23 protein-coding genes and 1 riboswitch are annotated in these 24,339 nt (G+C 39.5%); of the genes, 6 read left to right on the forward strand and 17 right to left on the reverse strand.

Features of this window, described 5'->3' with window-relative positions:
- The first annotated feature begins 359 nt into the window (after positions 1–359).
- Entirely contained in the window at positions 360–887 is a 528-nt protein-coding gene (locus tag ABES02_RS08285) for an NUDIX hydrolase (protein WP_430132929.1), read from the forward strand.
- Between the two features lie 131 nt (positions 888–1,018).
- Here the strand turns inward: ABES02_RS08285 and ftsZ are convergent, their stop codons facing one another.
- From ftsZ to ABES02_RS08320, 7 genes are all read right to left on the reverse strand, one after another.
- Positions 1,019–2,161: a cell division protein FtsZ gene (gene ftsZ, locus ABES02_RS08290; RefSeq protein ID WP_430132931.1), complete on the reverse strand. Its 1,143-nt coding sequence runs from the start codon at positions 2,159–2,161 to the stop codon at positions 1,019–1,021.
- Between the two features lie 588 nt (positions 2,162–2,749).
- Positions 2,750–3,361 carry a hypothetical protein gene (locus ABES02_RS08295; protein WP_430132933.1) on the reverse strand — a complete coding sequence of 204 codons (612 nt, stop codon included), beginning with the start codon at positions 3,359–3,361 and terminating at the stop codon, positions 2,750–2,752.
- Positions 3,362–3,486: 125 nt separating this feature from the next.
- The gene (locus ABES02_RS08300) at positions 3,487–4,602 is read right to left on the reverse strand and encodes a mechanosensitive ion channel family protein (RefSeq protein ID WP_430132935.1); all 1,116 of its coding nucleotides are present in this window, start codon (positions 4,600–4,602) and stop codon (positions 3,487–3,489) included.
- 190 nt (positions 4,603–4,792) lie between these two features.
- On the reverse strand, positions 4,793–6,493 hold the full coding sequence (locus ABES02_RS08305; RefSeq protein WP_430132937.1) for a glycerol-3-phosphate dehydrogenase/oxidase: 1,701 nt from the start codon (positions 6,491–6,493) through the stop codon (positions 4,793–4,795).
- Between the two features lie 169 nt (positions 6,494–6,662).
- On the reverse strand, positions 6,663–8,153 hold the full coding sequence (gene glpK / locus ABES02_RS08310) for a glycerol kinase GlpK (RefSeq protein ID WP_430132939.1): 1,491 nt from the start codon (positions 8,151–8,153) through the stop codon (positions 6,663–6,665).
- A gap of 21 nt (positions 8,154–8,174) precedes the next feature.
- On the reverse strand, positions 8,175–8,729 hold the full coding sequence (locus ABES02_RS08315) for a glycerol-3-phosphate responsive antiterminator (RefSeq protein WP_430132941.1): 555 nt from the start codon (positions 8,727–8,729) through the stop codon (positions 8,175–8,177).
- Between the two features lie 342 nt (positions 8,730–9,071).
- The gene (locus ABES02_RS08320) at positions 9,072–12,089 is read right to left on the reverse strand and encodes an efflux RND transporter permease subunit (RefSeq protein ID WP_430132943.1); all 3,018 of its coding nucleotides are present in this window, start codon (positions 12,087–12,089) and stop codon (positions 9,072–9,074) included.
- Between the two features lie 441 nt (positions 12,090–12,530).
- Here ABES02_RS08320 and ABES02_RS08325 point away from each other — a divergent pair, with 441 nt between their 5' ends.
- Entirely contained in the window at positions 12,531–12,797 is a 267-nt protein-coding gene (locus ABES02_RS08325; RefSeq protein WP_430132945.1) for an AbrB/MazE/SpoVT family DNA-binding domain-containing protein, read from the forward strand.
- 2 nt (positions 12,798–12,799) lie between these two features.
- Positions 12,800–13,210, forward strand: a complete 411-nt coding sequence (locus tag ABES02_RS08330) for a type II toxin-antitoxin system death-on-curing family toxin (RefSeq protein WP_430132947.1) — start codon at positions 12,800–12,802, stop codon at positions 13,208–13,210.
- A 73-nt stretch (positions 13,211–13,283) separates the two neighbouring features.
- Here the strand turns inward: ABES02_RS08330 and ABES02_RS08335 are convergent, their stop codons facing one another.
- Together ABES02_RS08335 and ABES02_RS08340 are read right to left on the reverse strand one after the other, a co-directional pair.
- The gene (locus ABES02_RS08335) at positions 13,284–13,964 is read right to left on the reverse strand and encodes a carbonate dehydratase (RefSeq protein ID WP_430132949.1); all 681 of its coding nucleotides are present in this window, start codon (positions 13,962–13,964) and stop codon (positions 13,284–13,286) included.
- Between the two features lie 187 nt (positions 13,965–14,151).
- Positions 14,152–15,024, reverse strand: coding sequence for a 5'-methylthioadenosine/S-adenosylhomocysteine nucleosidase (locus tag ABES02_RS08340; protein ID WP_430132951.1), 873 nt, complete (start codon positions 15,022–15,024; stop codon positions 14,152–14,154).
- A 146-nt stretch (positions 15,025–15,170) separates the two neighbouring features.
- A riboswitch (purine riboswitch) is annotated at positions 15,171–15,274 on the reverse strand.
- A 757-nt stretch (positions 15,275–16,031) separates the two neighbouring features.
- On the opposite strand from ABES02_RS08340, the gene ABES02_RS08345 reads away from it, so the two are divergent.
- Complete coding sequence (locus tag ABES02_RS08345) at positions 16,032–16,202, forward strand: hypothetical protein (RefSeq protein ID WP_430132953.1); 171 nt, start codon at positions 16,032–16,034, stop codon at positions 16,200–16,202.
- A 168-nt stretch (positions 16,203–16,370) separates the two neighbouring features.
- Positions 16,371–16,586 (forward strand): spore germination protein, encoded by a 216-nt coding sequence (locus ABES02_RS08350; protein ID WP_430133051.1) that lies wholly within the window; start codon positions 16,371–16,373, stop codon positions 16,584–16,586.
- A gap of 58 nt (positions 16,587–16,644) precedes the next feature.
- Here ABES02_RS08350 and ABES02_RS08355 read toward each other — a convergent pair whose 3' ends face one another.
- A complete protein-coding gene (locus ABES02_RS08355; protein ID WP_430132955.1) occupies positions 16,645–16,788 on the reverse strand; it encodes a hypothetical protein in 144 nt (47 codons plus the stop codon).
- Between the two features lie 257 nt (positions 16,789–17,045).
- Between ABES02_RS08355 and ABES02_RS08360 the strand changes: the two genes are divergently transcribed.
- Positions 17,046–18,500 carry a flavin monoamine oxidase family protein gene (locus ABES02_RS08360; protein WP_430133053.1) on the forward strand — a complete coding sequence of 485 codons (1,455 nt, stop codon included), beginning with the start codon at positions 17,046–17,048 and terminating at the stop codon, positions 18,498–18,500.
- 72 nt (positions 18,501–18,572) lie between these two features.
- Here ABES02_RS08360 and ABES02_RS08365 read toward each other — a convergent pair whose 3' ends face one another.
- From ABES02_RS08365 to ABES02_RS08395, 7 genes are all read right to left on the reverse strand, one after another.
- On the reverse strand, positions 18,573–18,938 hold the full coding sequence (locus ABES02_RS08365) for a FixH family protein (RefSeq protein ID WP_430132956.1): 366 nt from the start codon (positions 18,936–18,938) through the stop codon (positions 18,573–18,575).
- Positions 18,935–19,471 (reverse strand): hypothetical protein, encoded by a 537-nt coding sequence (locus ABES02_RS08370; protein ID WP_430132958.1) that lies wholly within the window; start codon positions 19,469–19,471, stop codon positions 18,935–18,937. Before ABES02_RS08370 ends, ABES02_RS08365 begins: the two co-directional genes overlap by 4 nt.
- The gene (locus ABES02_RS08375) at positions 19,426–19,896 is read right to left on the reverse strand and encodes a hypothetical protein (RefSeq protein ID WP_430132960.1); all 471 of its coding nucleotides are present in this window, start codon (positions 19,894–19,896) and stop codon (positions 19,426–19,428) included. Before ABES02_RS08375 ends, ABES02_RS08370 begins: the two co-directional genes overlap by 46 nt.
- A 228-nt stretch (positions 19,897–20,124) precedes the next feature.
- Positions 20,125–21,039, reverse strand: coding sequence for an N-acetylmuramoyl-L-alanine amidase family protein (locus ABES02_RS08380; protein WP_430132962.1), 915 nt, complete (start codon positions 21,037–21,039; stop codon positions 20,125–20,127).
- Positions 21,040–21,499: 460 nt separating this feature from the next.
- Complete coding sequence (locus tag ABES02_RS08385) at positions 21,500–22,141, reverse strand: copper homeostasis protein CutC (protein WP_430132964.1); 642 nt, start codon at positions 22,139–22,141, stop codon at positions 21,500–21,502.
- A gap of 724 nt (positions 22,142–22,865) precedes the next feature.
- The gene (locus tag ABES02_RS08390; protein WP_430133055.1) at positions 22,866–23,351 is read right to left on the reverse strand and encodes a class I SAM-dependent methyltransferase; all 486 of its coding nucleotides are present in this window, start codon (positions 23,349–23,351) and stop codon (positions 22,866–22,868) included.
- Complete coding sequence (locus ABES02_RS08395; protein ID WP_430132966.1) at positions 23,348–23,662, reverse strand: hypothetical protein; 315 nt, start codon at positions 23,660–23,662, stop codon at positions 23,348–23,350. The genes ABES02_RS08390 and ABES02_RS08395 overlap by 4 nt, the downstream gene beginning before the upstream one ends.
- Positions 23,663–24,339: the final 677 nt, after the last annotated feature.

Raw genomic sequence — 24,339 nt, forward strand, 5'->3', positions numbered from 1 at the left:
AAGTTGATTAGCTCATTTTGTTACGTTGGCTTCGTTTCATATAGAAACGAATATTATTGTTTGTTGACGTTTTTGTTTGTTTAGTTTTCAAAGAGCAAGTTCATCGCTCAAAAGCGACTTTATTAATATATCATTTCAAGTTGTTACTGTCAACAACTCTTTTGATTTATTTCATCGCCTCGCTGACGACTTTTCATATATTACAGGAGATTAATAGATTGGTCAATACTTTTTCTAAAAAAAATTCATCCTATTCCTGACTCACAATTCGAACAGCCTTTTCCTTTTAACAATAAATTTTAAAAAATCATATATAAGATGTAATATAGATATAACAATGACAGTATGAGGTGACAAGAATGGCTTGGAAAATTAATAGTACCGATAAAGAAAAAATAGACCGTTTTACGGTTATAAAGGATAAAGTTACTCTCCCAAACGGGGATGAAAAGACTTTTTCTTATTTAGATTTCGCTAAAGGCGTTTGCATTCTCCCTATTACAGAGAATAATGAAATCCTCTGTTTAAAACAATATCGCCACGCTTTGAAAAGCTGGGAATGGGAGCTGCCTGCTGGAATGATCGATAAAGACAGCGATTCTCCGCTGGAAACTGCAAAAAGAGAATTAGAAGAAGAAACAGGCTTTCAAGCAGAACATTGGCTGGATCTAGGCAGCTTCTACCCGTCTCCAGGTTCCACCAGCGAAGAGATTCATTTATTCGCTGCGGCAGGTTTAGTTTCGTCTGAACAAAAGCTGGAAAACAGCGAACAAATTGATCTACATAAATTGACCATGGACGAATTAAACACCTTGATTAAAGACGGTGAATTCAAGCATGGTGCGGGTCTGGCGGCAATCTTGCGCTATAAGCTTATTATTGCTTAAGTAAGGAAGCCATATATAGTAATAAAAAAGCCTAATCTTTTCTAAAAATACTTAGAAAGTTAGGCTTTTTATTTATGACTTTACTTGCTCTTGTCCAAACCAGTCATATTATTTACGACTGGATAAAGTTATTAAACTCGTCTTTTTCGATGGCGTAAGAACGTCGGAATATCCAAAGACTCTTCTTGCTTTTCTGAGTGTCGGCCATAATCACGAACGGGTTCTTCATGGTCGTTCAGTTTGCGATGTTTAGGTTGTTCCCTCTGAGATGGATGAAGCATTTCTTCCATTGATGGCTGGGAAGGCGTTTGTAATAAGGGATCTTCATTAAATCCAGTGGCTATCACCGTTACGATAATTTCATCCTTTAAGTTTTCATTAATGACTGATCCAAAAATCATATTTAATTCCTCATGAGAAGCAGCGGCAACAATTTCGGCTGCCTCCTGTACTTCATAAAGACTTAGATTGTGGCCGCCAGTGATGTTCATGATCACCCCATGAGCTCCATTGATTGAAGTTTCGAGTAATGGACTATTTAAAGCTTTTTGTGCAGCCTCAGCCGCACGATTTTTACCAGTAGCAATACCAATTCCCATTAATGCCGTTCCTTTATGGGACATAACTGTTTTCACGTCAGCAAAATCAAGGTTGATTAAACCAGGCACAGCAATTAAATCAGAAATCCCTTGAACCCCCTGACGAAGTACAGCGTCCGCTTCACGGAATGCATCAAGCATAGGCGTGCTTTGATCGACAATCTCCAGCAGGCGATCGTTAGGAATAATAATTAAGGTGTCTACCGCTTCCCTCATCGCGTTAATTCCACTTTCCGCATTTAATGCACGTTTACGGCCTTCAAATTTAAACGGACGAGTAACAACTCCAATAGTCAAAGCACCAAGTTTTCGGGCCATGTTAGCAATGGCCGGCGCTGCCCCTGTGCCTGTCCCACCGCCCATTCCGGCCGTAACGAAAACCATGTCAGCGCCTGCTAACACTTCTTCCATCTGCTTTTTGCTTTCTTCTATTGCTAGCTTTCCTATTTCTGGATTAGCCCCTGCTCCCAATCCCCTTGTTAAGGATGAACCAATTTGCATTTTAATTTCAGCTTTAGATTGATGAATCGCCTGTGCATCTGTATTAACAGCAATAAATTCAACACCTTCAACTCCGTCCTCGATCATTCGGTTCACAGCATTGTTTCCCCCGCCGCCAACACCGATTACTTTAATCGTGGCCAATTGGTCATAATTTGTTTCAAATTCCAACATGATATTCCCCCTCGTTATCCACTGATTTGATTCCATATTGATCAAGGCTGCCTGAAGTACTGCATTATTAGAATTTTCACTTTTTTATAGCTTGGTTTTTAGTCTAGGAAACTTTAATTTTATTGTCCAGTTAAGTTTTACCTATGAATGTAAAAATAGTAGAAAAAGCATACGTTTTATATTTGAGATAGCAGTACATTTTTATCATCCTAGATTGTTGCTCATCATCTTCTTGTATCTTTTATTAAAGTACGTTAACAGTCTTTTTACAAATTGGTAAATCTCTGTTAATTCGACAAATTTTTAAAAACTGCTTGTTATAATAGCTTTGTAGAAAAAAGCAGGAGGGGAATCATGGCGGAGATTTTACTATGTCTGGGTACATATCTAATAGTAGCCCTTGCTCTTGGCTGGCTGGTTACAATTGCTTTTGATCTTTATATCAAATAAATTACGTATGTTCTTCTGCCAAAAAACGCACCCATGCTGACTAAAAAACAAAAAAGACCTCTGCCCCAATACACATTGGATCGCAAAGGTCTTTTTTGCATATCGAAATTTAACTCGGTCTGGTGAGGATAGGCACAATTAATAGTTCGACCGTATTGCAGGGATGAGTTCATAAATAAACTCATAGATAATCCCACCCGCTATGACAATTGCTGGAAGGATAAGCAGGGCGAAAATAACATAAGCGAATATTCTTCTGCGTTGGGCTCTGTTCACCCAATTAGTGATCAGATTAAACCACATTGCTAAAAGAAGACCGCCTAATAGGAAAAGAAGCGAGAATAAAGTTATACCTAGTGGAGCTTGAGGTCCAAATAATTCGCTATTCGGATTTGATAAAAAGAAGGGAATCCCAAAAATACATAAATTCAGCCCTCCATAAATCAAACCTTTTCGTACCCACCCGTCGGGCAAGTATTGGTGAATAAACGTATAGATGATACTGTTTGCCAATGAAAAACCGAAACTGAGAAATACTAAGAAAAGTGTTCCTTCAAATGTAAATCCACTGGCCATGTCAGGAAATGCAATCGCAATAATTTTCATGATGATGCGTAATAATAGACCCGAAATAATTCCAGTAATAACGGCAGAAAAAAAGCCAATCCCCAGAATCTTTGCTATTCGCGCAAATCGAGTTGATGGTGAATCGATAACCGTTGAGTTGGCATTTGTCTCGCGTTCGATCATACACTCCCCCCTTTTGTTAAGTTCTACATCATATTATTGATATAAACCAAAAAGACCAAAGGGACGGTTCTCATGGCCTAAAAAAGCCACAAGCACCGTCCCCATGATCACTGGTCACCACGATTTCAATCAAAAGAACCCATTGTTTGCATTAATTCATTAGTTTGGGGAGATACATAAATCGTTCTGCTTGGAAAAGCGACTTCGACTCCCTCTTCCTCTAAAATCCCCATGATTTCTAAATTAATTTCATGTTTGATTTTAACGTGTTCTGCCCAAACGGTAGAATTCGTGAAAAAATAAATTAGAACATCGAGACTACTCTCGTTATAATGATCGAATGCGACCATAATTGTATCTGGATGGATTTCTTCATGAGTCATCAATAACTGTTCAATCCGGCTAACGACTCTTTTAATTTCTTCCTTCGTAGTTTGATAGTTAAGTCCTAAATGGAAAGTAATCCGTCGTTTCCCCATACGACTCCAATTGGTAATCGCTTCGTTTGCAAGTGTTGCATTGGGAACCGTAACGAGAGCTTGACTGAACGTACGAATTTTAGTGCTTCTGAAATTGATATCTTCTACGATTCCCTCAACACTAGGGGTTAAGATCCACTCACCAATGGAAAATGGTTTTTCTGTTACAATCACGATGCCACCAATGAGATTCCCTACCGCTTCTTTGGCCGCTAAAGCAAAAGCAAGTCCCCCTAAGCCAAGACCCGCTACCAACCCATTGACGTCATAATCAAATTCCTGACCAATAATACTAATACTGATGGCAATCAGGATGACACGGATGGCTCTTGAGAAAAACGGAATCAATATGGAATCGATCTTATTGTTTAATTTTTGATTCACACTTATTAAAATCCCCGAAGTAGGAGAGGACAAATTAAACAAGCCCCAAGTAATTAAAACAATCACCATCGAACGCAATAATTTTAAAAATATTGTATTATGTTGGTCGATAAAAGGGAAATAATCCATCGCCAGGTACAAACCAAAAATAATGAAAAACCATCCTAATGGACGTTCAAAGCTTAAACATATTTGAGTAAAAAAATCAGTTGGTGTTTTTCTAGTCAATTTTAAAATCAACTGAAACACATACTTGGTAAATATGTTTCTAAATAGAATAAATAAAAGTAAAATCCCTATAGAAATCCCCAAATCCTTTAACATATCATAGTCGATCCCCGACGCCCCAAAAGCCAATACAAATGAATCAAAACTCATTTCTAACTTACCTTCCCTCTTTTTTTAGCAATCAAAATGGATAGAAAAAAGACACCTGCTCTTCAAACCATTCCATCGTAATATCATAACTTTTTTAACAGGATATTTGAATGCAACAAAAGTCTTATCATACAAATACAAACAACAGGGACGGTTCTCAAGGCATTTCTGCCATGAACCGTCCCTCTGGTTACGCTGATTCCTCTGTCCAAAACGAACCGTCGCCCTGGTCTTCGTCAACGGCGGTTGTGGCTTGATGGATAAACATCTCTAATTCATTTTGATAATTTTCTAATTGGTCATTGCTCCAATTTAGTTCATTCGCCATTAATTCTGCAACTTTGAACTTCCAAAGATGGACCCACTCCATGTTAAACAGCAATGCACCGGTTCTTCGAATAAAAAAGTCACTAGGTGTTACGGTCATTTCTTCATGGATGGCATACATGACTTGAGCGTAGACATCCAATGGCAAACCGGAGGTTAAGGCAGACTCATTATATTTATCTACTAACGCGAATAAGCTATCAACATTAGACCCGTATAGCTTAACTAGTTTTTGAGATTGTTCATTCGTAAGTCCTAATTTTACTCCTGCTTTTGTTTTATCTACTATAAAATTAGGCAAATTTTTCGAACCGCCAACATCTCCGCCAGAAATGGGCAAATATTTGGTTTGGCAGTTTCCAAAATCGCCAACGCCCTCTTGAATGAACTTTTGGTTTAATAAATCTACGACCATTTCAGCCATTTTTCGATAGCCCGTTAATTTCCCGCCAGCGATCGTGATTAAGCCAGACTCGGATTCCCATATTTCATCCTTACGTGAAATTTCTGATGCGGATTTCCCGGATTCATGGATAAGTGGTCTTACCCCCGACCAGCTGGATTCAATATCCTTTTCCGTTATCCCTACCCCTGGAAACATAAAGTTAATCGCCTTGATTACATACTCTTTATCCGCCTTCGTTAAGCGTGGATTGACCATATCCTCGTTGTACACGGTATCAGTCGTGCCAACATAGGTTTTGCCATCTCTTGGAATAGCAAAGACCATTCGCTTATCAGGAGTATCAAAGTAAATCGCTTGTTTAAGTGGGAAAACACTTTGGTCAAAAACAAGGTGAATTCCTTTTGTTAATTGCAAATGCTTTCCTTTTTTCGATTGATCCATCTCCCGAACCGAATCGACCCAAGGACCCGCAGCATTGACTATCTTTTTCGCGAATATTTTATAGGCTTTGTTGGTCAACCGATCCACCACTTCTGCCCCTACAACTTTACCATTTTCATACAGTAACTTTTCCACCTTTGCGTAGTTTACGGCCAGCGCCCCTTTTGAGACTGCTTGTTTGATGACTTCGATTGTCAATCTTGCGTCATCGGTACGGTATTCCACATAATAGCCGCCGCCTTTTAATCCTTCTTTTCTTAACAGCGGTTCACGCTTCTGCGTTTCAGATGCACTAAGCATACTGCGTCGTTCACCTTTTTTAACATCTGCTAAAAAGTCATATACTTTTAAGCCAATGGAAGTGGAGAACCTACCGAACGTTCCACCCTCTTGGATGGGTAACAGCATCCACTCAGGCGTCGTGACGTGCGGGCCATTTTCATAGACAATCGCACGTTCTTTCCCCACTTCCGCCACCATTTTAACTTCGAATTGTTTTAAATAGCGCAAGCCGCCGTGAACGAGTTTCGTTGAACGACTAGAGGTACCTGCTGCGAAGTCCTGCATTTCGACAAGGCCTACTTTCATCCCTCGTGTTGTGGCATCAAGGGCAATGCCGCTGCCAGTAATTCCTCCGCCTATGATTAAAATATCAAGGTTTTCATCAGACATTGTTGAAAGTTGTTCTAATCTTTTTTTACTAGAAAAAGTCGCCATTTCAATCGCTCCTATTTTAAAATTTTTTCCATATAAACAAAAACAAAAAGAGACCAAAACAAACCTATACAAGTGTATTCTTGTATACGTTGTGTGGTCTCTCCTAATCTCCAACCAATATATTAACTTAATAAAAACATACCATATTCTTACTGATAATGCAAAATGATTATTTGAATACCATGGCCGCTTTTACTGCCTTCTGCCAGCCTTCATAAAGGGCATTTCGTTGGTTTTCATCCATTTCAGCTTCAAAGGTTTGATCAATTTGCCATTGTGTTGCAATCTCCTCTTTGCTGCTCCAGTAGCCGACTGCCAGTCCAGCCAAATACGCTGCACCTAACGCTGTGGTCTCGTTCACAACGGGCCTCTCCACCGGCACATTCAAGAGATCGCTTTGGAATTGGGTTAAGAAATTATTCTTCACCGCTCCTCCATCTACCCTCAGCGCTTTTAGGGAAATGCCGGAATCCTTTTCCATCGCCGCTAACACATCTTTTGTCTGATAGGCCAATGATTCCAATGTGGCCCGAATGAAATGTTCTTTGGACGTCCCTCTCGTTAAGCCAAAGACAGCTCCCCTTACATCGCTATCCCAATAGGGTGTGCCTAATCCAACGAAGGCCGGGACAACATAAACTCCTTCTGTTGATTGGACCTTGCTCGCATAACTTTCTGTATCTGCTGCATCTTTAATCATCCGCATTCCGTCTCGCAGCCATTGAATCGCTGAGCCTGCGACAAAAATACTGCCCTCTAAAGCATAAGTGACTTTACCATCCAACCCCCAGGCGATGGTTGTCAGCAGGCCTTGATTAGACTTAATGCCGCTTTCACCCGTATTCATCAGCATAAAACAGCCGGTCCCGTACGTATTTTTTGCCATTCCTTCTTCAAAACACGCCTGGCCGAATAGGGCTGCCTGCTGATCACCAGCTGCCCCGGCAAGAGGAACTTCTTTTCCAAAAAAGTGATAGTCGACTGTATAGCCATAAATTTCTGAGGACGGCTTTACTTCTGGAAGCATCGATTCCGGAATGCCCAAAGCTTCCAGGATTTCCTTATCCCATTTCAATTCATGAATGTTGTAAAGCAATGTACGTGAAGCATTCGAATAGTCGGTCACATGTGCTTTCCCGCCAGATAATTTCCAAATGAGCCAGGTGTCAATCGTTCCGAATAAAAGTTCTCCTCTTTCTGCTTTTTCCCGAGCACCTTCGACATGATCAAGGATCCATTTTACTTTCGTTCCGGAAAAATAGGCATCGATCAGCAAGCCGGTTTTTTGACGGATTGTTTCTTCAAGTCCGGCTTGTTTCAGTTCCTCACAAATGGAGACTGTTTGTCTTGATTGCCAAACAATGGCATGGTAAACGGGCTTTCCTGTTTGTTTATCCCAAACGACCGTTGTTTCGCGCTGGTTGGCAATCCCGATTCCCTCAATTTGCTCCGCGCGAATGCCTGATTCTGATAAACAAGAAGCAATCACCGATAAGATACTTCCCCAAATTTCATTGGCATCGTGCTCGACCCAGCCTGGTTTAGGAAAATACTGCGTGAATTCCTTTTGGGATGAATACACCACTTCGCCTTTTTTATTAAAAATAATCGCTCGTGAACTCGTTGTTCCTTGATCAAGTGATAAAATATATTTTTCCATGCGAATTCCCCCAAACTATTTTTATGAATAGTGATCCCAAAGTTCCACTTTAGAAGTCGTCACAGCAATGGCCCCTGCTTCAATCGCCTCGTTGACATCATTTACCGTTCGGATCAATCCACCTGCGAACACAGGGATACCTGTAGTCTCTTTGATTTCTCGAATCATACTCGGGATGATCCCTGGCAATACCTCGATAAAGTCTGGCTGTACTTTCTTGATGACTTCACACGTTTTTTCCACTGCATTGGAGTCAAGTAAGAATAATCGTTGAATTGCATAGATACCTTTTTGTTTGGCTTTCGCGATGACAGCGGCTCGTGTAGAAATTAATCCAGCCGGTTTTACTAGTTGGCATAAAAATTCAGCTGCATGTTCGTCATTCTTTAACCCTTGGATTAAGTCAACATGAATAAACAGCTTTTTGTTCACCCGATTTGCCGCTTTGACGAAACTCGGGATTTGGGCAATCTGACTATCCAGCACAACCCCAAATTCGTACGTACTCTCCAAAAACCGGTCAAGCCCTTTGCCATTTTTTATCGATGGCAGTATCGTTTGATGTTGGAAGGTCATAAAATACCTCTTTTCTTACTATCTTAACTCTTTTTTCTCTGAAAAAGCAGATACTTCTATTAATATATGGTCCATTTGTTTCCTCTATTAATATTTTGATGGACGTTTTCCTACTCAAATAAAAGTATTGTCTATTTTTCCTGGGGTATTGTCTATTTTGTCGGGGTTATTGTCTATTTTTTTGGTAGTTTTGTCTATTTTTGATGAGACTTTGTCTATTTTTTTAATCGCTTTGTCCATTTAGACAATAAATGGAAAATCCAAACTCCTAAAAACTGGATCCCAATCACAGAAACAAACAACAAACCAAGAGAATATCCCTTGGTTTGTTGAAAAAGGCATCTAAGCAGCAACCCCCGCACTACCTTTTTTAGAAAATCTCCGCTTAATAGATTTCATAATATGATAAGTAGTTGGAACAATCACCAATGTTAATAGAGTAGAAGTCAATAACCCCGAAATAACAACAATCGCCAACGACCGTGAAATTAATCCACCTTCACTAGATAATGCTAATGGCAATAGCGCACCAATTGTCGCGAGAGCAGTCATCAGAATCGGACGCAGTCTCGTCTTACCTGCTTCAAGCAAGGCTGCTTTAACCTCCATGCCCTTCTTCTCATTCTGCTTTACTCGCTCCATCAACACAATCGCATTCGTAACCACAATTCCGATCAACATCAAGAACCCAACCAAAGCCGGCATTCCAAGCGCTTGATGAGTAACATATAAACCTAGCAATCCACCAGAAAACAAGAATGGTAAGGAAGATAGAATCGCCAGCGGCATTAACATATTCCCAAACGCCACCAACATTACGATAAATACAAGCACAACAGCAACGGCCATCGCAATCGTCATATTCGTAAACCCTTCATTCATCGCTTGCGCCTGACCTTCTGAATGATAGTTGACCCCTTTCGGCAGATCTAACGTTTTAAGTCGTTTATCGACCTCTACCTGCACACCGGAGGAATTATCGGTCGTGATCCTTCCAGTAACCTCCACATATGGCTGTTGATTTAAGCGGTACAAAGCGGAAGGACTAGGTACTTTTTCAAGTGTAGCCACTTCAGAAAGGGCTACTTGCTGTCCCATAGGATTGGTCATTTTTTGACTCATAATACCATCAATTGAGCTCGCACCTGTGCCCGCCAATGACAATTGAACACTCGTGGTTTTACCCCCAACTTGCATGTCGCCTACACGATCACCCGCAATCAGCTCTCTTACGTAGCCTGCAACCATGATCGGGCTTAGCCCTTTATCAGCCGCTTTTTGGTCGTCAATTTCCAATTGAAGCTGTTCCTTCACGCCAGAGAGGTTGGATTCCACGTTTTCCAAACCGGCAATATTCTTAATTTTATCCGTGATCATTTTGCCAGCGGTCTCTAAATCTTTGGCATTTCCACCCTCGACAATTAACGCTAATCCGCTTGTTCCGGCAATCCCCACTGGAGTAAGTGCCACTTGCATGTCATCATCCAGTTTTTCAGCCTTTGCTCTAACCCTCTTTTCAAAATTAACCGTTTGTTCCTTTGTGACATCGTCTTTTAAATCAATCGAAAAACGAATATGTTCGCCATTTACAATCGTTTGCAAATGCTTAATATCTTTTTCGCTTTTTAAAATATCTTCGACCTTAACAGCAATACCGTTCGCTTTATCTAGTGAAGTTCCATCCGGCAGATCTCCTGTTAACCGATAGGAAAGTGCTTTTTCCTGAGGTAAAAAGTTCTTCGGTATCATCGGAACCAATGCCAGAGACCCAGCAAACATCACCACTGCCACCACAATCGTAACGGCCCGCTTATTTAACACCCATGTCAACACATGCTTATAAGCTTTTTCAAAAAATGATTCCTTTACCTCTTTATGTTTAATCTTCAGTAAAAATAATTTCGCCAATAATGGTACGACCGTTAACGAAACAATCAAGGAAAACGCGAGCGCCACGATGACTGTGATGCCAAACGGTGCAAAGAATCGGCCAATAATCCCTGGCACGAAGGAAAGCGGCCCGAAAACGGCAATGGTTGTCAGAGTCGAAGATGTAATCGCTCCGCCCACTTCTTTGGCTGCCGTCAGAACCATCCGTTCATCACGCTTTGTACTGGATAACGTTCGACGGTAAACATTTTCAATAACCACAATCGAATCATCAATAACCCGCCCGACAGCAACCGCAATTCCAGCAAGGGTCATCATGTTTAAGCTGTAGTCAAAATATTTCAACGTAATCATCGACGCCAAGATCGATAATGGAATCGATAGCACGGCGACAATGGTTGCTCTGATGTTTCGCAGGAATAAGAACGTGACAATAACAGCAAACAAGGTGCCAAGCAATACTTCCCGCAGCATCCCATCGACAGATGTTTTTACCTCTTTGGATGTATCATATAATTTTGTTAATTTATACCCAGCTGGTAGATCTAATTCATCCAGCTTTTCCTTTGCCTGATTCACCACTTCGACCGTATTGGAGCCTGGCTGTGCCTTCATTTCGACCAATACAGCCGGCTTTTCATTTAATCTTGTGTAGACCGTTTCCTTTTTATTGCTGTATGAAACGGTAGCAATATCCTTCATGTTCACCTTTTGGATGCCAGTAGGCCCTTGCGCCAAAATTTGAATATCCTGTACATCCTTAACAGAACCCAGCTTGAAAGCAGCCTGAACATTTAAAGTTTTATCGTCGACATTGACTTGCCCGGCAGGAAAGGAAAAATGATGAGCTAAAAATGTTTGTTTAACCGTTTCATAAGAAATCCCGTGGCTCTTCATCTTTTCAGGATCAAGCTTTACCGCGACTTCCTTTTCGGTTTCACCTGAAATATCAATCGCCCCTGCTCCATCAATTCCTGTTAAGGCCGGTTTGATTCGATCATTGATATATTGTGTCAGGTCGGATTGACTGGCTGTTTCTGACGAAAGGGCAAACTGAAATACCGGTGCGGCAGAAGGACCGTCCTTAAGGATTTCAGGTTTTTCTGCCCCATCTGGAAGCTTCATTGATGCTACCGCCGTCGTGACATCTTTTTCCGCTTCATCCATGTCCTTGCTCATCTCAAATTCGAGAATCCCCACGACGACATTGCTGTGCGCTTCAATATATAAATTATCTAGCTTCTTGATCCCCGATAATGTTGTTTCCAATGGCTTCCCTATATCCTCCAACCCTTGTTCTGGAGTTGCACCGATATACGGAACCTGAACGACAATATATGGAATGTCAACATTCGGCATCGATTCCATCTTCATTGTTTTAACAGAATAGATTCCACCCGCAATCACCATTAACATGGCGATAAAAATAACCCCTGCATTCTTTAAAGAAAATTTAATCCACGATTGCATTTCTCTTCTCCCCCTTTGTTAATTGAACCGCACTTTTTCAGTTTAACTACTTTCTCAACCTACTAAACTCGCTATCTGGTTCTTTTTACCTTTTTTATTATAGGTTTTCCAACCTGCCATCAACCTCGGGCGGTTGCTGTAAAATCGTCTGCGACCTGAGACCTAGAACGCATCAGACGATTATTTTTTTAGAACAACAAAAAAGCAGAGATGCTATGTTCTCTGCTTGGGTGGATACTGTAGAGAAACGCCGCTGGGACGTTTCTCATGGTTTAAAATGAGGTTAATTCATGCCACAAGAACAGTTCACATGGGCTTTGTCCCCCTACTTGCGTGATGACTGCACGGTTCAATTATGTTATTATCGTTATAACAAAAATATTTGTACTAACGGTTATAATTTACCACGAAATTGTCTATGAATAGTAAGGAGGAAAGTTAATGACTCTAGCGGTGGTGAAAGACGTGGAACGAAAAGTAACAAAGATAGGAAATAGCTTAGGAGTTACGTTACCGCAGGAAGTGTTAGAACACTTGGGTATCGGACAAGGTGATGAAGTTCGTTTCGATTTATCTGATGGTTATGTCACTATCAAGAAAAAATCAAACATAAAGTTGCCTAGAGGTATTGATGAAGAATTCTTGGAGCAAATGAACGATATGATTAACGAATACGACCAAACTTTCAAAGGTTTGAAGGATAGGTAACCATGGGCGAAGTTAAATATTTGACCGAGCAACAGGTAATATTCCTAAATATGCATCAAATACGATTATACTCACCGAAAGAGCAGCTTGGTGTAAAAGATGAAACGCTGTTAAATAGTGCGGTCAACCGACCGAAGCAAAGTGCATTTGGGGAAGAGGCCTATCCAACCATTTATGAAAAGGCTGCAGCCTTATTTGAAAGTTTATTAAAAAATCATTGTTTCCATAACGCCAATAAACGAACAGCCTTTGCCAGCTTGTATATGTTTCTACGGCAAAATAAATATCGATTAATCGTCCATCCTAAAAGGGCAGAGGACTTCTGTGTTCAAATAGTAGATCCAGGAAAGCCATCCGTATCCTTTTCGGAAATTGTTGTTTGGATAAAAGATCATATAGAAATTGATTTTTAAGGACAAACTAACAGTTTGTCCTTTTACTTATTTTAAGAACGCCACAGGGACGATTCAACCGTCCCCATGGTCTTCAGTTAAAAGCAAATCCACAGGAGCAGCGATTTTTCCCAAATAACAGGTGATAAGATGCTGGGAATTCCTGATTGACTCGTTGAACTTCATGAGCAAATTCCTTATCATCCTTTGGTACTTTAGCAAGTGCGTTCGCTTTGGCTTGAGAGTCAATATGGGCTCCGGGTGGGACGAATCGATTCGGCGGAATTCGGACGCTATTTGTTACCACGGCATTATTAGAAATAAATGCGCCCTTCCCGACAATTGCATTGTAAACAATCGCACTAAATCCCACAAATACATCGTCTCCAATAGAACAAGGACCATGGATAAGCGCACGATGAGCAATCGTCACACCATTTCCAATAAAAATCGAAAACTTATTTTTTCCATCCGAAATCCACTTATTCAATAATCCATGTAAGATGACTCCGTCCTGAAGATTTGTATTAGAACCAATATAAAATGGTGTTCCTTCATCTGCACGTATACTGACATTAGGCGCTACAAAAACATTATTTCGAATCGTAGCACCACCTATGACACTGGAAAATTGACTAATAAATGCAGTTTTATCAATTTGAGGTTCTTGTGGTACGGGATTAAATGAAGTAATAGGGCTGGGACTGATATAAGGTTCAAAACAGCAAGGTGAATGGTTAAATGAAGATGGGTCTGATCCTTTTATTTGTTCCATGTAATCCTCTCCTTACAAGCAAATGTCTAGAATCATGCTATGCAAAAAAGGAACCATAGGGACGGTTCTCATGGTTCAATATGAGGTAAATTTATGCCACAAGAGCCGTCACCTTGGTCTTAGCGGGCATAAAAGGAACAAAAAAAACAAACCCACACTATTTACAGCGAGGGTTTGTTCCATAGGATTATTTACTTTGAATCGTAGAAATATATTTTTTGACTACTTCATAAACGTATTCTTGATTGGCCGCTGCTGTATTCGGGTTGTATGCGCCGCCATTGGTTTTATTATTTGATAATATTCGGATACCTAAGAATGGAACTTTATAAGCATCTGCAATTTGTGCGGCTGCTGCACCTTCCATTTCTTCTACAGATGTTCCATACTTCTCATGGAACCATTTAATCCGGTCCACTTCATTATTCCAAACGTCTGCTGAACCAATCGTACCCTCGACAACTTTGCCCTTCGTATATTTATCTTTTACAGCATTAGCAGCTGCAAGTAAATCCTTGTCGCCTTCATAGTAACGGACTTTTTCAGCATTCGGGTCTGACCCACTTCCTTCAGAAGCCATTAAGTCCATTGGGATCCATTGAGATGGGTCCATTCCCTCTTTTACATTCTTAGTTTCAGTTTTTAAGGATCCAATGTTAGTCGTTCTTTTTCCTAACACAATATCAAAAACGTTCAAGCTTGGATCATGTCCGCCTGAAGTACCTTGGTTGATGATAGCAATAGGATTATATTTTTCAATTGCCACGGCTGTTGCAGCAGCAGTATTCTCCATTCCCTTACCTGTTTTAACGACGATAACAGGATAATTGTTCAGCTTACCTTTATAAAAAACAAACGTTCCTGATTTCTCTACCTTCACTTTTTCTAACTTTTGCGCAAAATTTTCAGCTTCAATCGGCATTGGACCCTGAATCAGGATTGGCCGCCCAGCACCCTCTACCACTGTTTCTTTTTTTCCATTAAATCCGGAAAATACAGCTAGCAACAGCACAGCAATCGCAGCAAATAAAGTGGATTTTTTAAACATGATGTTATTCATTGATTAGCTCCCCTTTTTGTTTGATACACTCGAAAATTGGACCCAATAAAAAAAGTCTAGAAAAAGTAGATGGATTCCTACATTCTAGACCTACGAAAGTCAAAGTATGGATAACAAAGCTCAGGCTAAATAATCATAATGGCCGGGCTGCCAATACTTTAACTCGTAGTCTAGTTCTTTCATTGGGAACCAGGTAGAGACGCTCAGACCATATTACCGAGCATATACGAGTAATGATATTTAAGATTAGTACATTGATAATATAACAAACTCACAATAGATAAATCAACCAAAAATCGAACATTAATTAAAAAGTAATATATAATGTTCGTGTTTTGTAATTTCATTGGTTTAAAAATAGGTTTAAATACCTAATTTTATTCGAAAAACAGGAAGATAGGAAGTTCCTTCAACGAGCCTATTTTGAAGGGAATCGCATCTACTTAGAGTTCATTCTGAAATATTTTTTCTTCCTTCCGAATATAAATGTAAAAATGAGAGGGGGGAAAAAATGGACAACCAGGGTTTCTTTCATTTCGCGTTATACAAGTTAATTTCCATTTCGATAGAGATAGTATTACTATACATTCTTGTTTTACTATGTGAGTGGTTTTCGGAAAAAATGGGGTACAACATATTCGAAAGATCATGGATAATTACCATTGTCTCGCTGCCATTATTAACCTTAATACTATGGACAATCTTAATAAATAGATTTAAATGGTTTTAATGAACAATGTCTTGTTCATGACCTTACCTTTTTAGAATTAGAGCGATGCTTCAACTTTAGCCTCGAAATTCCTATCTTAATGTTCAACAAACACCTCTACAGATTCCCTCTCGGACCGAACGCCTCTATCTTTGTCAGAAAAACTAAAGGCAGCTGTTCCTCAATGCGGTTTTCACAAATCGTTCATAAACCCCGACTTTTTCGTGACTTATGTCACATAGAAGCGATAAAAAATCAATTAAGATTACATTAAGCTATTTCAAAGGGGGAAAATAAAATGTTCGTTGCTTGGGTGATTACAATCAGTTTATTTTTAATTTGCAGTTATGCAACAATTGTTATCATTAATGGACTTAAAGATAAGGAACAAGCTGAATTAGCTGAATTAGATGTCCAACTTCAAAAGATAACCTTAAACAATCCAGAACTAATGAAACAAGTCATATAATTTAATATTGCGCAATGAAAAACAGCTTCCATTTCGAAGCTGTTTTTATTTTACTTTTTAGTTGATAAATAGAATCCCATTGTTAGACTCTATAATGCACTAACGCTAGGCAAGTGGACAATCACAAGCCTTTTTTCAAAATAAAATGGAATAAGGACGGTGATTGAAATGGCATGCTCTATCAATATTGGTCAATTTAAGGTTCAGACTCTCACTAGAAATGCAAACATTAATTTTGGCGCAACCACCCAAAACAGCCATACCGCCAATAGTATCGCAATCGGCGGTAATTATAATTTTGGCGATGGCTGCTTAAACTCATTCACCAGTATAAATAATGGTAAAATGACAGTACCAAATCAGAACACGGCCCAAGATTCCTAAGTATAGAAGTATGTTTTTTGCCCGTAAAAAAAAGTTGCCCATTGATAGATAGGCAGCTTTATTTTTCTGCAATATAGAAAATCACTCTCTCTAAAACATCCAACTGATCTGTAACAATAAAAGCAGGGAGAAGCATCATCGCAAAAAATACAACAAGATTAGAACCAATCCCTACCTTAATAAAACTACTGAAAAACTTCATGAGTATCCCTTCTTAGACTTAGTAATATTACATACTATGCTAATATATTGAAAGGGATTGGATTAGTTGCTCAAAAATAGTCATAGGGACGGTTCTTGTGGCTGGAAGTATCTTCATTTGTACCAAGAGAACCCTCCCCCTTGATCATAATGGTCCCCTCATATAATTCTTCATTTAAAACCTTAAAACATAGGCATCTCCCCACGTGAATACAATGTATTAAAACTTTTTCCAAGGGGGATCAAATGCCAAATCGCATAAATCAACCATTAACACCGCAACAAATGATTGGCATGATAAAAAATGGGCTTGAAAAATCGGTCACTCCTAAGAAGATTACTATTGTCGGTGCAGGGATTGCAGGACTTGTGGCGGGCTCCCTATTGAAAGAGGCAGGACACAGCGTCACCATTCTGGAAGCAAACAACAGGGGTGGAGGCCGGATCTATACCATAAGCAGCCCGTTTAGCAATGGGCTTTATTTAAATGCAGGACCCATGCGTATTCCTGATACCCATTTGTTGACGTTAGAATATGTAAAAAAATTTGGGTTGCCGCTAAACATTTTTATTAATAAAACTGCAACGGATCTTCTTTATGTAAATGGGGTCAAAACCCGTCTCAACCTATTTGAACAAAATCCAAGTATACTAAACTTTCCTATCCTCCCAAATGAAAGGGGAAAAAGCGCAGAAGAACTGTTCAATTTAGCCATTCAGCCTATTACCGATTTTATTAATAAGGACCCAAAACGAAATTGGCCCCTGATCGAAAAAGAATTTAAAAACTTCTCACTGGGGACATTCTTAAATTCTTACCACTACCAATACGGAACGACTTTTTCAGATGGTGCCATCGATATGATCGATGTTCTTCTCGACTATGAAGCCTATATGGGGATGTCCTTTCTTGAAGTATTACGAGAATCCGCGAGTTTCAGCACCAAACGTTTCTATGAAATAACCGGCGGGATGGACTTACTGCCGAAAGCGTTTCTCCCGCAATTACATGAAAATATTAGGTACAATCAAAGATTGACAAAAATAGAGCAACAGCTGAACGGTGTCACCATCCATGCCAATGATCCACGCACCTTACAAAACTCCAGCATTACCAGCGATCTTGCCATCATAACCATCCCCTTTTCCGTATTAAGATTTGTGACCATTGAGCCTTTCTATTCTTTTTCCTATTACAAACGCAGAGCCATTCGTGAAATCAACTATATGGCGGCCACTAAGGTTGGAATTGAATTTAAAAGCAGGTTTTGGGAAAGGTATGGTCAATTCGGCGGTAAATCGATAACCGATCTGCCGATTCGCTTCACCTATTATCCAAGTCAGGGGATTGGAACTAAAGGTCCTGCTGTTTTACTGGCTAGTTATACATGGGCGGATGAAGCCATGACATGGAATGGGTTGTCGGACGAAGATCGCATTCAATATGCGTTAATGGACTTGGCCAAAATTTTTGGTGATCAAGTCTATTCAGAGTTTGTAATAGGAACTTCTTATAGTTGGGTCGATAATCCCTATTCGACTGGAGCGGTTGTGGCCTTTGATCCGGGGCAGGAAAATGAGCTGTTTCCCTATATTACTCTACCCGAAGGAAGAGTGCACTTTGCAGGCGAACATACCACACTCACCCACGGCTGGATGCAAGGAGCGATTGAATCTGGAATAAGAGTGGCAAATGAAGTGAATCTGCTTTAAAAAATGCCACAGGGACGGCTCTCTTGGTCTAAATGATGATCATTTAAACCGCAAGAACCGTCCCCATGGTCTTTATTTGGTAACGATGGAGAACCTTTTTTCCCCCACCCACTTTTCTCCTTTGTAATCGATTTTAATGGTGGCAATATAGTCGCCTTCCATTTCGATATTCGCTTTTCCAGCATACACACCATTTCCAGTTTCTTGCATCTCCATAGAAAGATCTTCATGACTCATTCCTTGCATTTTCAAGTCCGCGCTCACCTTTGCATCTTTTACAGGTCTTCCCTCACGATCAAGGATTTTAAATTGAATGGGAGTAGATTGACCAGGTGTAAATGATTTTGGAGCAGAGAGAGTGATCTGAAAGTTATTGGAACTGCAGCCGGAGACCAATATGATTACTAAACTGAGAACTATAATAATAAATTTGTTCATTTCCCCCAGCCTTTCCGCCCCCCGCGGTACCGATGATATAAAACAACCCAACAGCTTTGCACTAACAAGTATATAGGAAACGAATAATACAGCATATATCCAAATCTGTAATGAAAAACACCAAAATAGGTAGCAAGCCCTTCAAGTCCAAGGCTAATCAACGACCAAATGAGAATATATAATGGAATAGAACCAGGTTTGAGGCGATCATAAAAGTAAAAAAATAAATAGCTTAAAGGACCATACGAAATGTATGAGAGAAAATCAATAAATTGATAGGAAGAATTGTCGTTTACATCATAAAAACTAACTGGCTCCACACTTAGGGAATGATCGAAAAAGAATCCGCTAAAGACACCACAAGTAAAAAATACAATAGTCATTTTTCTAGGAAACCGTTTTGGCAGCAAAGACATTGTAATGATTCCCGTGCATAATCCAACCACAATAAACCATTCATTTGAGTTGAAATGGTTGTCGTAAACAATCATACTTTCTTCACTTCTTTCCGGTCCACATTGGTAATCACCCACGCCATAATCCTTGAAAAAACAGCATAACTGCTAAACATTAAAATGTTATACATACCATTCCAATGATCAAATGAAATAACGTCTAACCCAACTAATAACTTCCCTAGCAAATTAAAGCTCAAAATTATGGCGATGACGATAACCCATTTTAGAAATTTCCAAGAATATAAAAGAATGTTGGAAGTTAAAACAAACACCAGCGGAATCATAATTAATCGCATGACCAAATCTGCTATCGATTTCTCTACAGATTCATTCACAACAATCCATTTAAGATTTACATGTAACACCGTAAAAACGCTGAGGTCGAAAATGGTATTGACAAAATAAAGAAATAACATCTCAAGTTCAGATAATTTTTTAGGAATAAGTGATAGGATAATGATTACCAACCAAGTTATGAGGACGCAAATCGCAATTGACACTAATAAACCTCCTGAAGACCCAATCTATCTTCCACATAGTCATAGGTATTTTCTCCCTTTTCAGGAGCAAAAATTCACTAACACCACTGGGACGGTTTTTAAAGGGGGCAATCGCGAGTTTTGAACTCTAAAAAAGGCACAACTAGTGGTTTTTAGCTAGTTGTACCTTGGTTTCATAAGGGAAAAATTAAGCCCGAAAGATCCGTCCCCTTGTTCTTCAATGGTCTTCTATTCTTTATAGCTTACATAGTCCAAAATTCCATCAGCTACATTGTTAAGCAATTTTTTCAGGTAGACGGTGTCAGAAAGATTCTTATCTTCCACAGGGTTTGTCATGAAACCCATTTCCACAAGCGTACATGGAACCTTGGACCAGTTAAAGCCTGTCATATCTCCCCTGTAAGAAATCCCGTTGACTTTTAAGGCTGGATTTTTATTCGTTTCATCGATTATGAGTTGGGATGCTTTTAAACTATCCTCGAAAATAGTTTTCGTGTAAGGGCTGTTTTTCGCTGGAGTGAGAACGGACAACCCTCGGACGTTTCTATCGGTTGATCCGTCAGCATGAATCCGGATAAATAAATCGGCGTGATTTTGATTGGCAATTTCCGCTCTCTCCCGATTACTTAAATTCACCGTGTGTGTAGTCCTTGTGTAAATAACCTTAATCCCCTTGCTTTCTAGTAGCTCTCCCAAAATGAGGGATGCCTCCAACGTTAATTTGTATTCCGGTTTCCCTGTTGCGACACCTGAAGTTCCGCCCGTTACCTTAATTTTCGTTTCCGACCCACCCGGACCGACAGGCTCCTTCCCCAAGTTAGCCTGCTCTTGGTGACCAGGGTCAATCACAACCAAAAAGCTGTTTGGGACCACCTTTTTTGGTTCTAGACCAGGCGTACCAGTAGTATCAGGCATCTCTTTTGCTTCCACCTGCTCTACTTCTTTTCCTGTAGTAACTGAGATTTTTGCAGGGACTCCACTTTCTGCGCTTTTTTCAACACTCGCTTCCGATTCTTTTGGCTGTTCTGCATGTTCCCCAACAACACTTTTCTTCGCTCCTGATTGATGAAAAAATAGATACAAAGGGATTAGTGCAAGCAGGATAAATAATGCTACTCCTATTTTTGCTTTATTAGATGCCACTTAAAGTACCTCTCCTATAAAAAACAGATTTCGACGTATCACTTTGTTTTTCCCTATTAATCAAACGATTGATTAAACTCGCAAAAGTCCCAGAAAAATCAACCTTTATCCCTTAAAATGCATAAAAAAGATGTTGAAAAGTGTAAGAAATTTCGTATATAAATAGACTCCAAACGGTAAGTTCCACTAATCGACTTCCTTCGACTAATTACCCTATATGCTATACTAATTAATCGTTTGATTAAATCAGCTAATACTGCTGACCTATAAGTATTCTTCATGCCTATCATGGAAAATGATTGTAGAAAGCCGCCAAAGAGATAGTGACCGGCCGCTCTATTTTTTCTCTGTCACGGGCACTCTGAACCTCTCACCAATGCTGTCCGAATAGCCCAATGATTTTTATACAGCAACAAAGTTTACGAAAAGAGCCTAATCAAAAGAAAGGATTGCAAACAACTTAACCAAGCTCACCCACAATTTTTGTCCCATGAACTTCTCTAATATTTAACACAGTTGCGATACTATTTAGGTTCCTGTCAGTAATCCCCCCGCCCGGCAGAATAATGATTCGGCCAGCCGCAAAATCCACGAATTCCTTCAATCTGCTAAGGTTATCCTCAATTGATTTAGAACTTGGTCCTCCATGTGTTAAAATCCGATCAACACGATGTTTTGCCAGCCAATCAATCGCTTCAAACTGATGTTCATGTTGTATCTGATCAAACGCCATGTGAAAGGTTACATCTAGACCTTTGGCAGATTCTAGCAGGGTGAGCATCGCAGCCTCATCAATCCAACCAGATTCATTTAGGCAGCCGATCACCACTCCATCCGTCCCTAGCTGTTTGAATTGAACGATATCATTTTGCATAATCTCAATTTCTTCTTTCGAATAAACAAAGTTTCCACCTCTTGGCCTAACCATGGTCATTACCTTCGCATTTTTGGAGTGACAATAGGAAATGGTTTTTGCAGCCACTCCATGACTAACGGTAGTACCCCCTACAGATAGATTGTCACAAAGCTCAATGCGATGTCCCCCCTTTTCAATAGCCATAGGAACCAATGTAAAATTCTCTACACATACCTCTTTTAGCACATTCACACACCCTTCAATTAATACTAAATAAAGTCTCGAAAAATTAATCCAAAACAGATTTCTCGTTTTCCAGCTGGTTCATAGGACAATTAGTTCATAAAAAAAAATCGAGCTACGTCCTTTTCAGTATTGCCTTTTCTTTGTTTCAGATGCAAGGCATCAATCCTTAAATATAAACAATCTATAAAGTATGTAAACCATTGAACTATTAAATAAAAGAATGAGTGTATATATGCGAATGCCATGCATTTCGAAATAATAAAATTTAGGCAGAAATAGAATGATAATCCCTAATTGAGTTAAATAGTATCTTATACAAATGTTTTTTCATAACCGCTTCCCTTTTCATTTCATTTTCAGCTATGGGAACTCATCTTTTACAAATTTCTACTAATCTCGATATTAATCAATCGATTGATTAATATCCAGATAAAGTTGATAAAATAAAGATTTATCTGTATCTGACCATAAAAAAGCTGTAGAAAGATGAAAGAAATTTCTCCGATGACGCCAAGGGAACGGTTCTCCTGGATTTTCGACGGCACAATAGCAAAACCGTTGGAGGGCTTGAAAATAATAAAACCCTTCCTCGTGGGAAGGGCAAAATTTAAATATGAAAAGAATCATCGTTCCGTTTTCCTACTCAAACACGTGCCTGGTTCAACATCATTAACCTGAGCCCATTTCTGACACTATTTCTAACCCTAGTCACAGTTTTACGGTTTCATTTTAAAGTCGCAAACCACCCACCAAAATGATAAGTAGTGAAAAAATGTGTTACTTGTTGAAAACCGGCCTCATTCAATAATTCTTTAATCCTATCTTCCGGTACAATTGGTATTTTATCGAAACCTTCCTGGAATTCACGGAATTCTTCAGGAGTACCTCCTTTATTTAGAAAGTGCTTTTTCAAAGCCTCTGTTATTAATTGAAATTCAACTGCATCTTTGTCGCCATAAAGGCTTACAAGTACCAAAGGGGAGCCCGGCTTAAGTCGTTGAGAAATGCTCATCAGCAATTCCAATTTGGAACCGTCATCCGGAAGGAAGTGCAAAACTAAGATACAAGTAGCACCATCGTAAATTGGCTCCAAAGGAAGTTGATTAGTTAATCCGTGAAACAAATTGATTCTATCTGATATTCCTGCTTTATTCACTTTTGCAGCTGCAAGTTTTAGCATCGGTTCTGATGGGTCTACTCCTATGATCAGGTTCCTCCTGTAGTAGTATCAAAGCTTCCATGTTGACTAGGAAACGAATGGTCCTCTGAAAAATTGTCTGACTGTTGAGTTTCACTTGTGTCAGTTGTCTGGTCAGGGACCTCGTAGGTAATGGATGAGTCTTGGTTATTCTCGCTTTGAGATGGTTGAGATGAACTTTCTGTTGTAACCTGGGATTGAGCTTGTGTCGGTGTTTCGCTGGCTGTATCTTTATTTGTAAATCCCATGTATGACATCATTCCTGCGACAAGAGCAAGGCTGGCAAAGCTCACTCCCCAAGAGGTGAATTTCTTTTGTTTCATTTGAAGGACTCCTTTCACTTTTTAACTGTTTTCTATAAGTCCATGTCTGCATTATGAATCCCAAACCTTAATTAAGTCTTAAGAGGAGTTAAAAAACATAAAAAATGTGTATATATAAAAAAAGCCAATTCCAGAATCTTAGGAATTGGCTTAGAAACGCCACAGGGACAGTTCTCCTGGTTTTTAATTTACATTAAAAACGCCACCGGAAGCGGAGTCATGAAATCTCTGGATGGGTTCAAGTAGGAAGTAAATGGTAACGTTTATTCAAACGGAAGGATCGCTAATAACACCGTCATTCAAGGCTACAAACTCGACAAACTGGGATCAGACGGGGCTTGTATAAAGTAACTCAGTGACTTTTGTTAGGACCTCATGCTAGAACCTCAAGTGTGGATACTTTTGTATACACAAAAAGATATTATTTAAGTCGATTGGATCAAAAAATTCCAATCGGCTTTTTTATTTGTCTTAACTTCATTCATTTTTATAATTCAGCTTTCTCCTTTCTATGTTTTGACTAAGTGTCATTTTTTATTTTTCTAACACTCAATCGATTTCTATATCGTAAAGCCTTCTTTAGGATTTTGTACTTAATCAATGGGTTTCAATTCTTTCACTCTCCCTAAGAGTTTTTACATTAACATAAAGCCAGATTATTGAGGAATAAATTTTAT

Source organism: Neobacillus pocheonensis (genome assembly GCF_050477905.1).
Classification (GTDB): Bacteria; Bacillota; Bacilli; order Bacillales; family Cytobacillaceae; genus Neobacillus; species Neobacillus pocheonensis_A.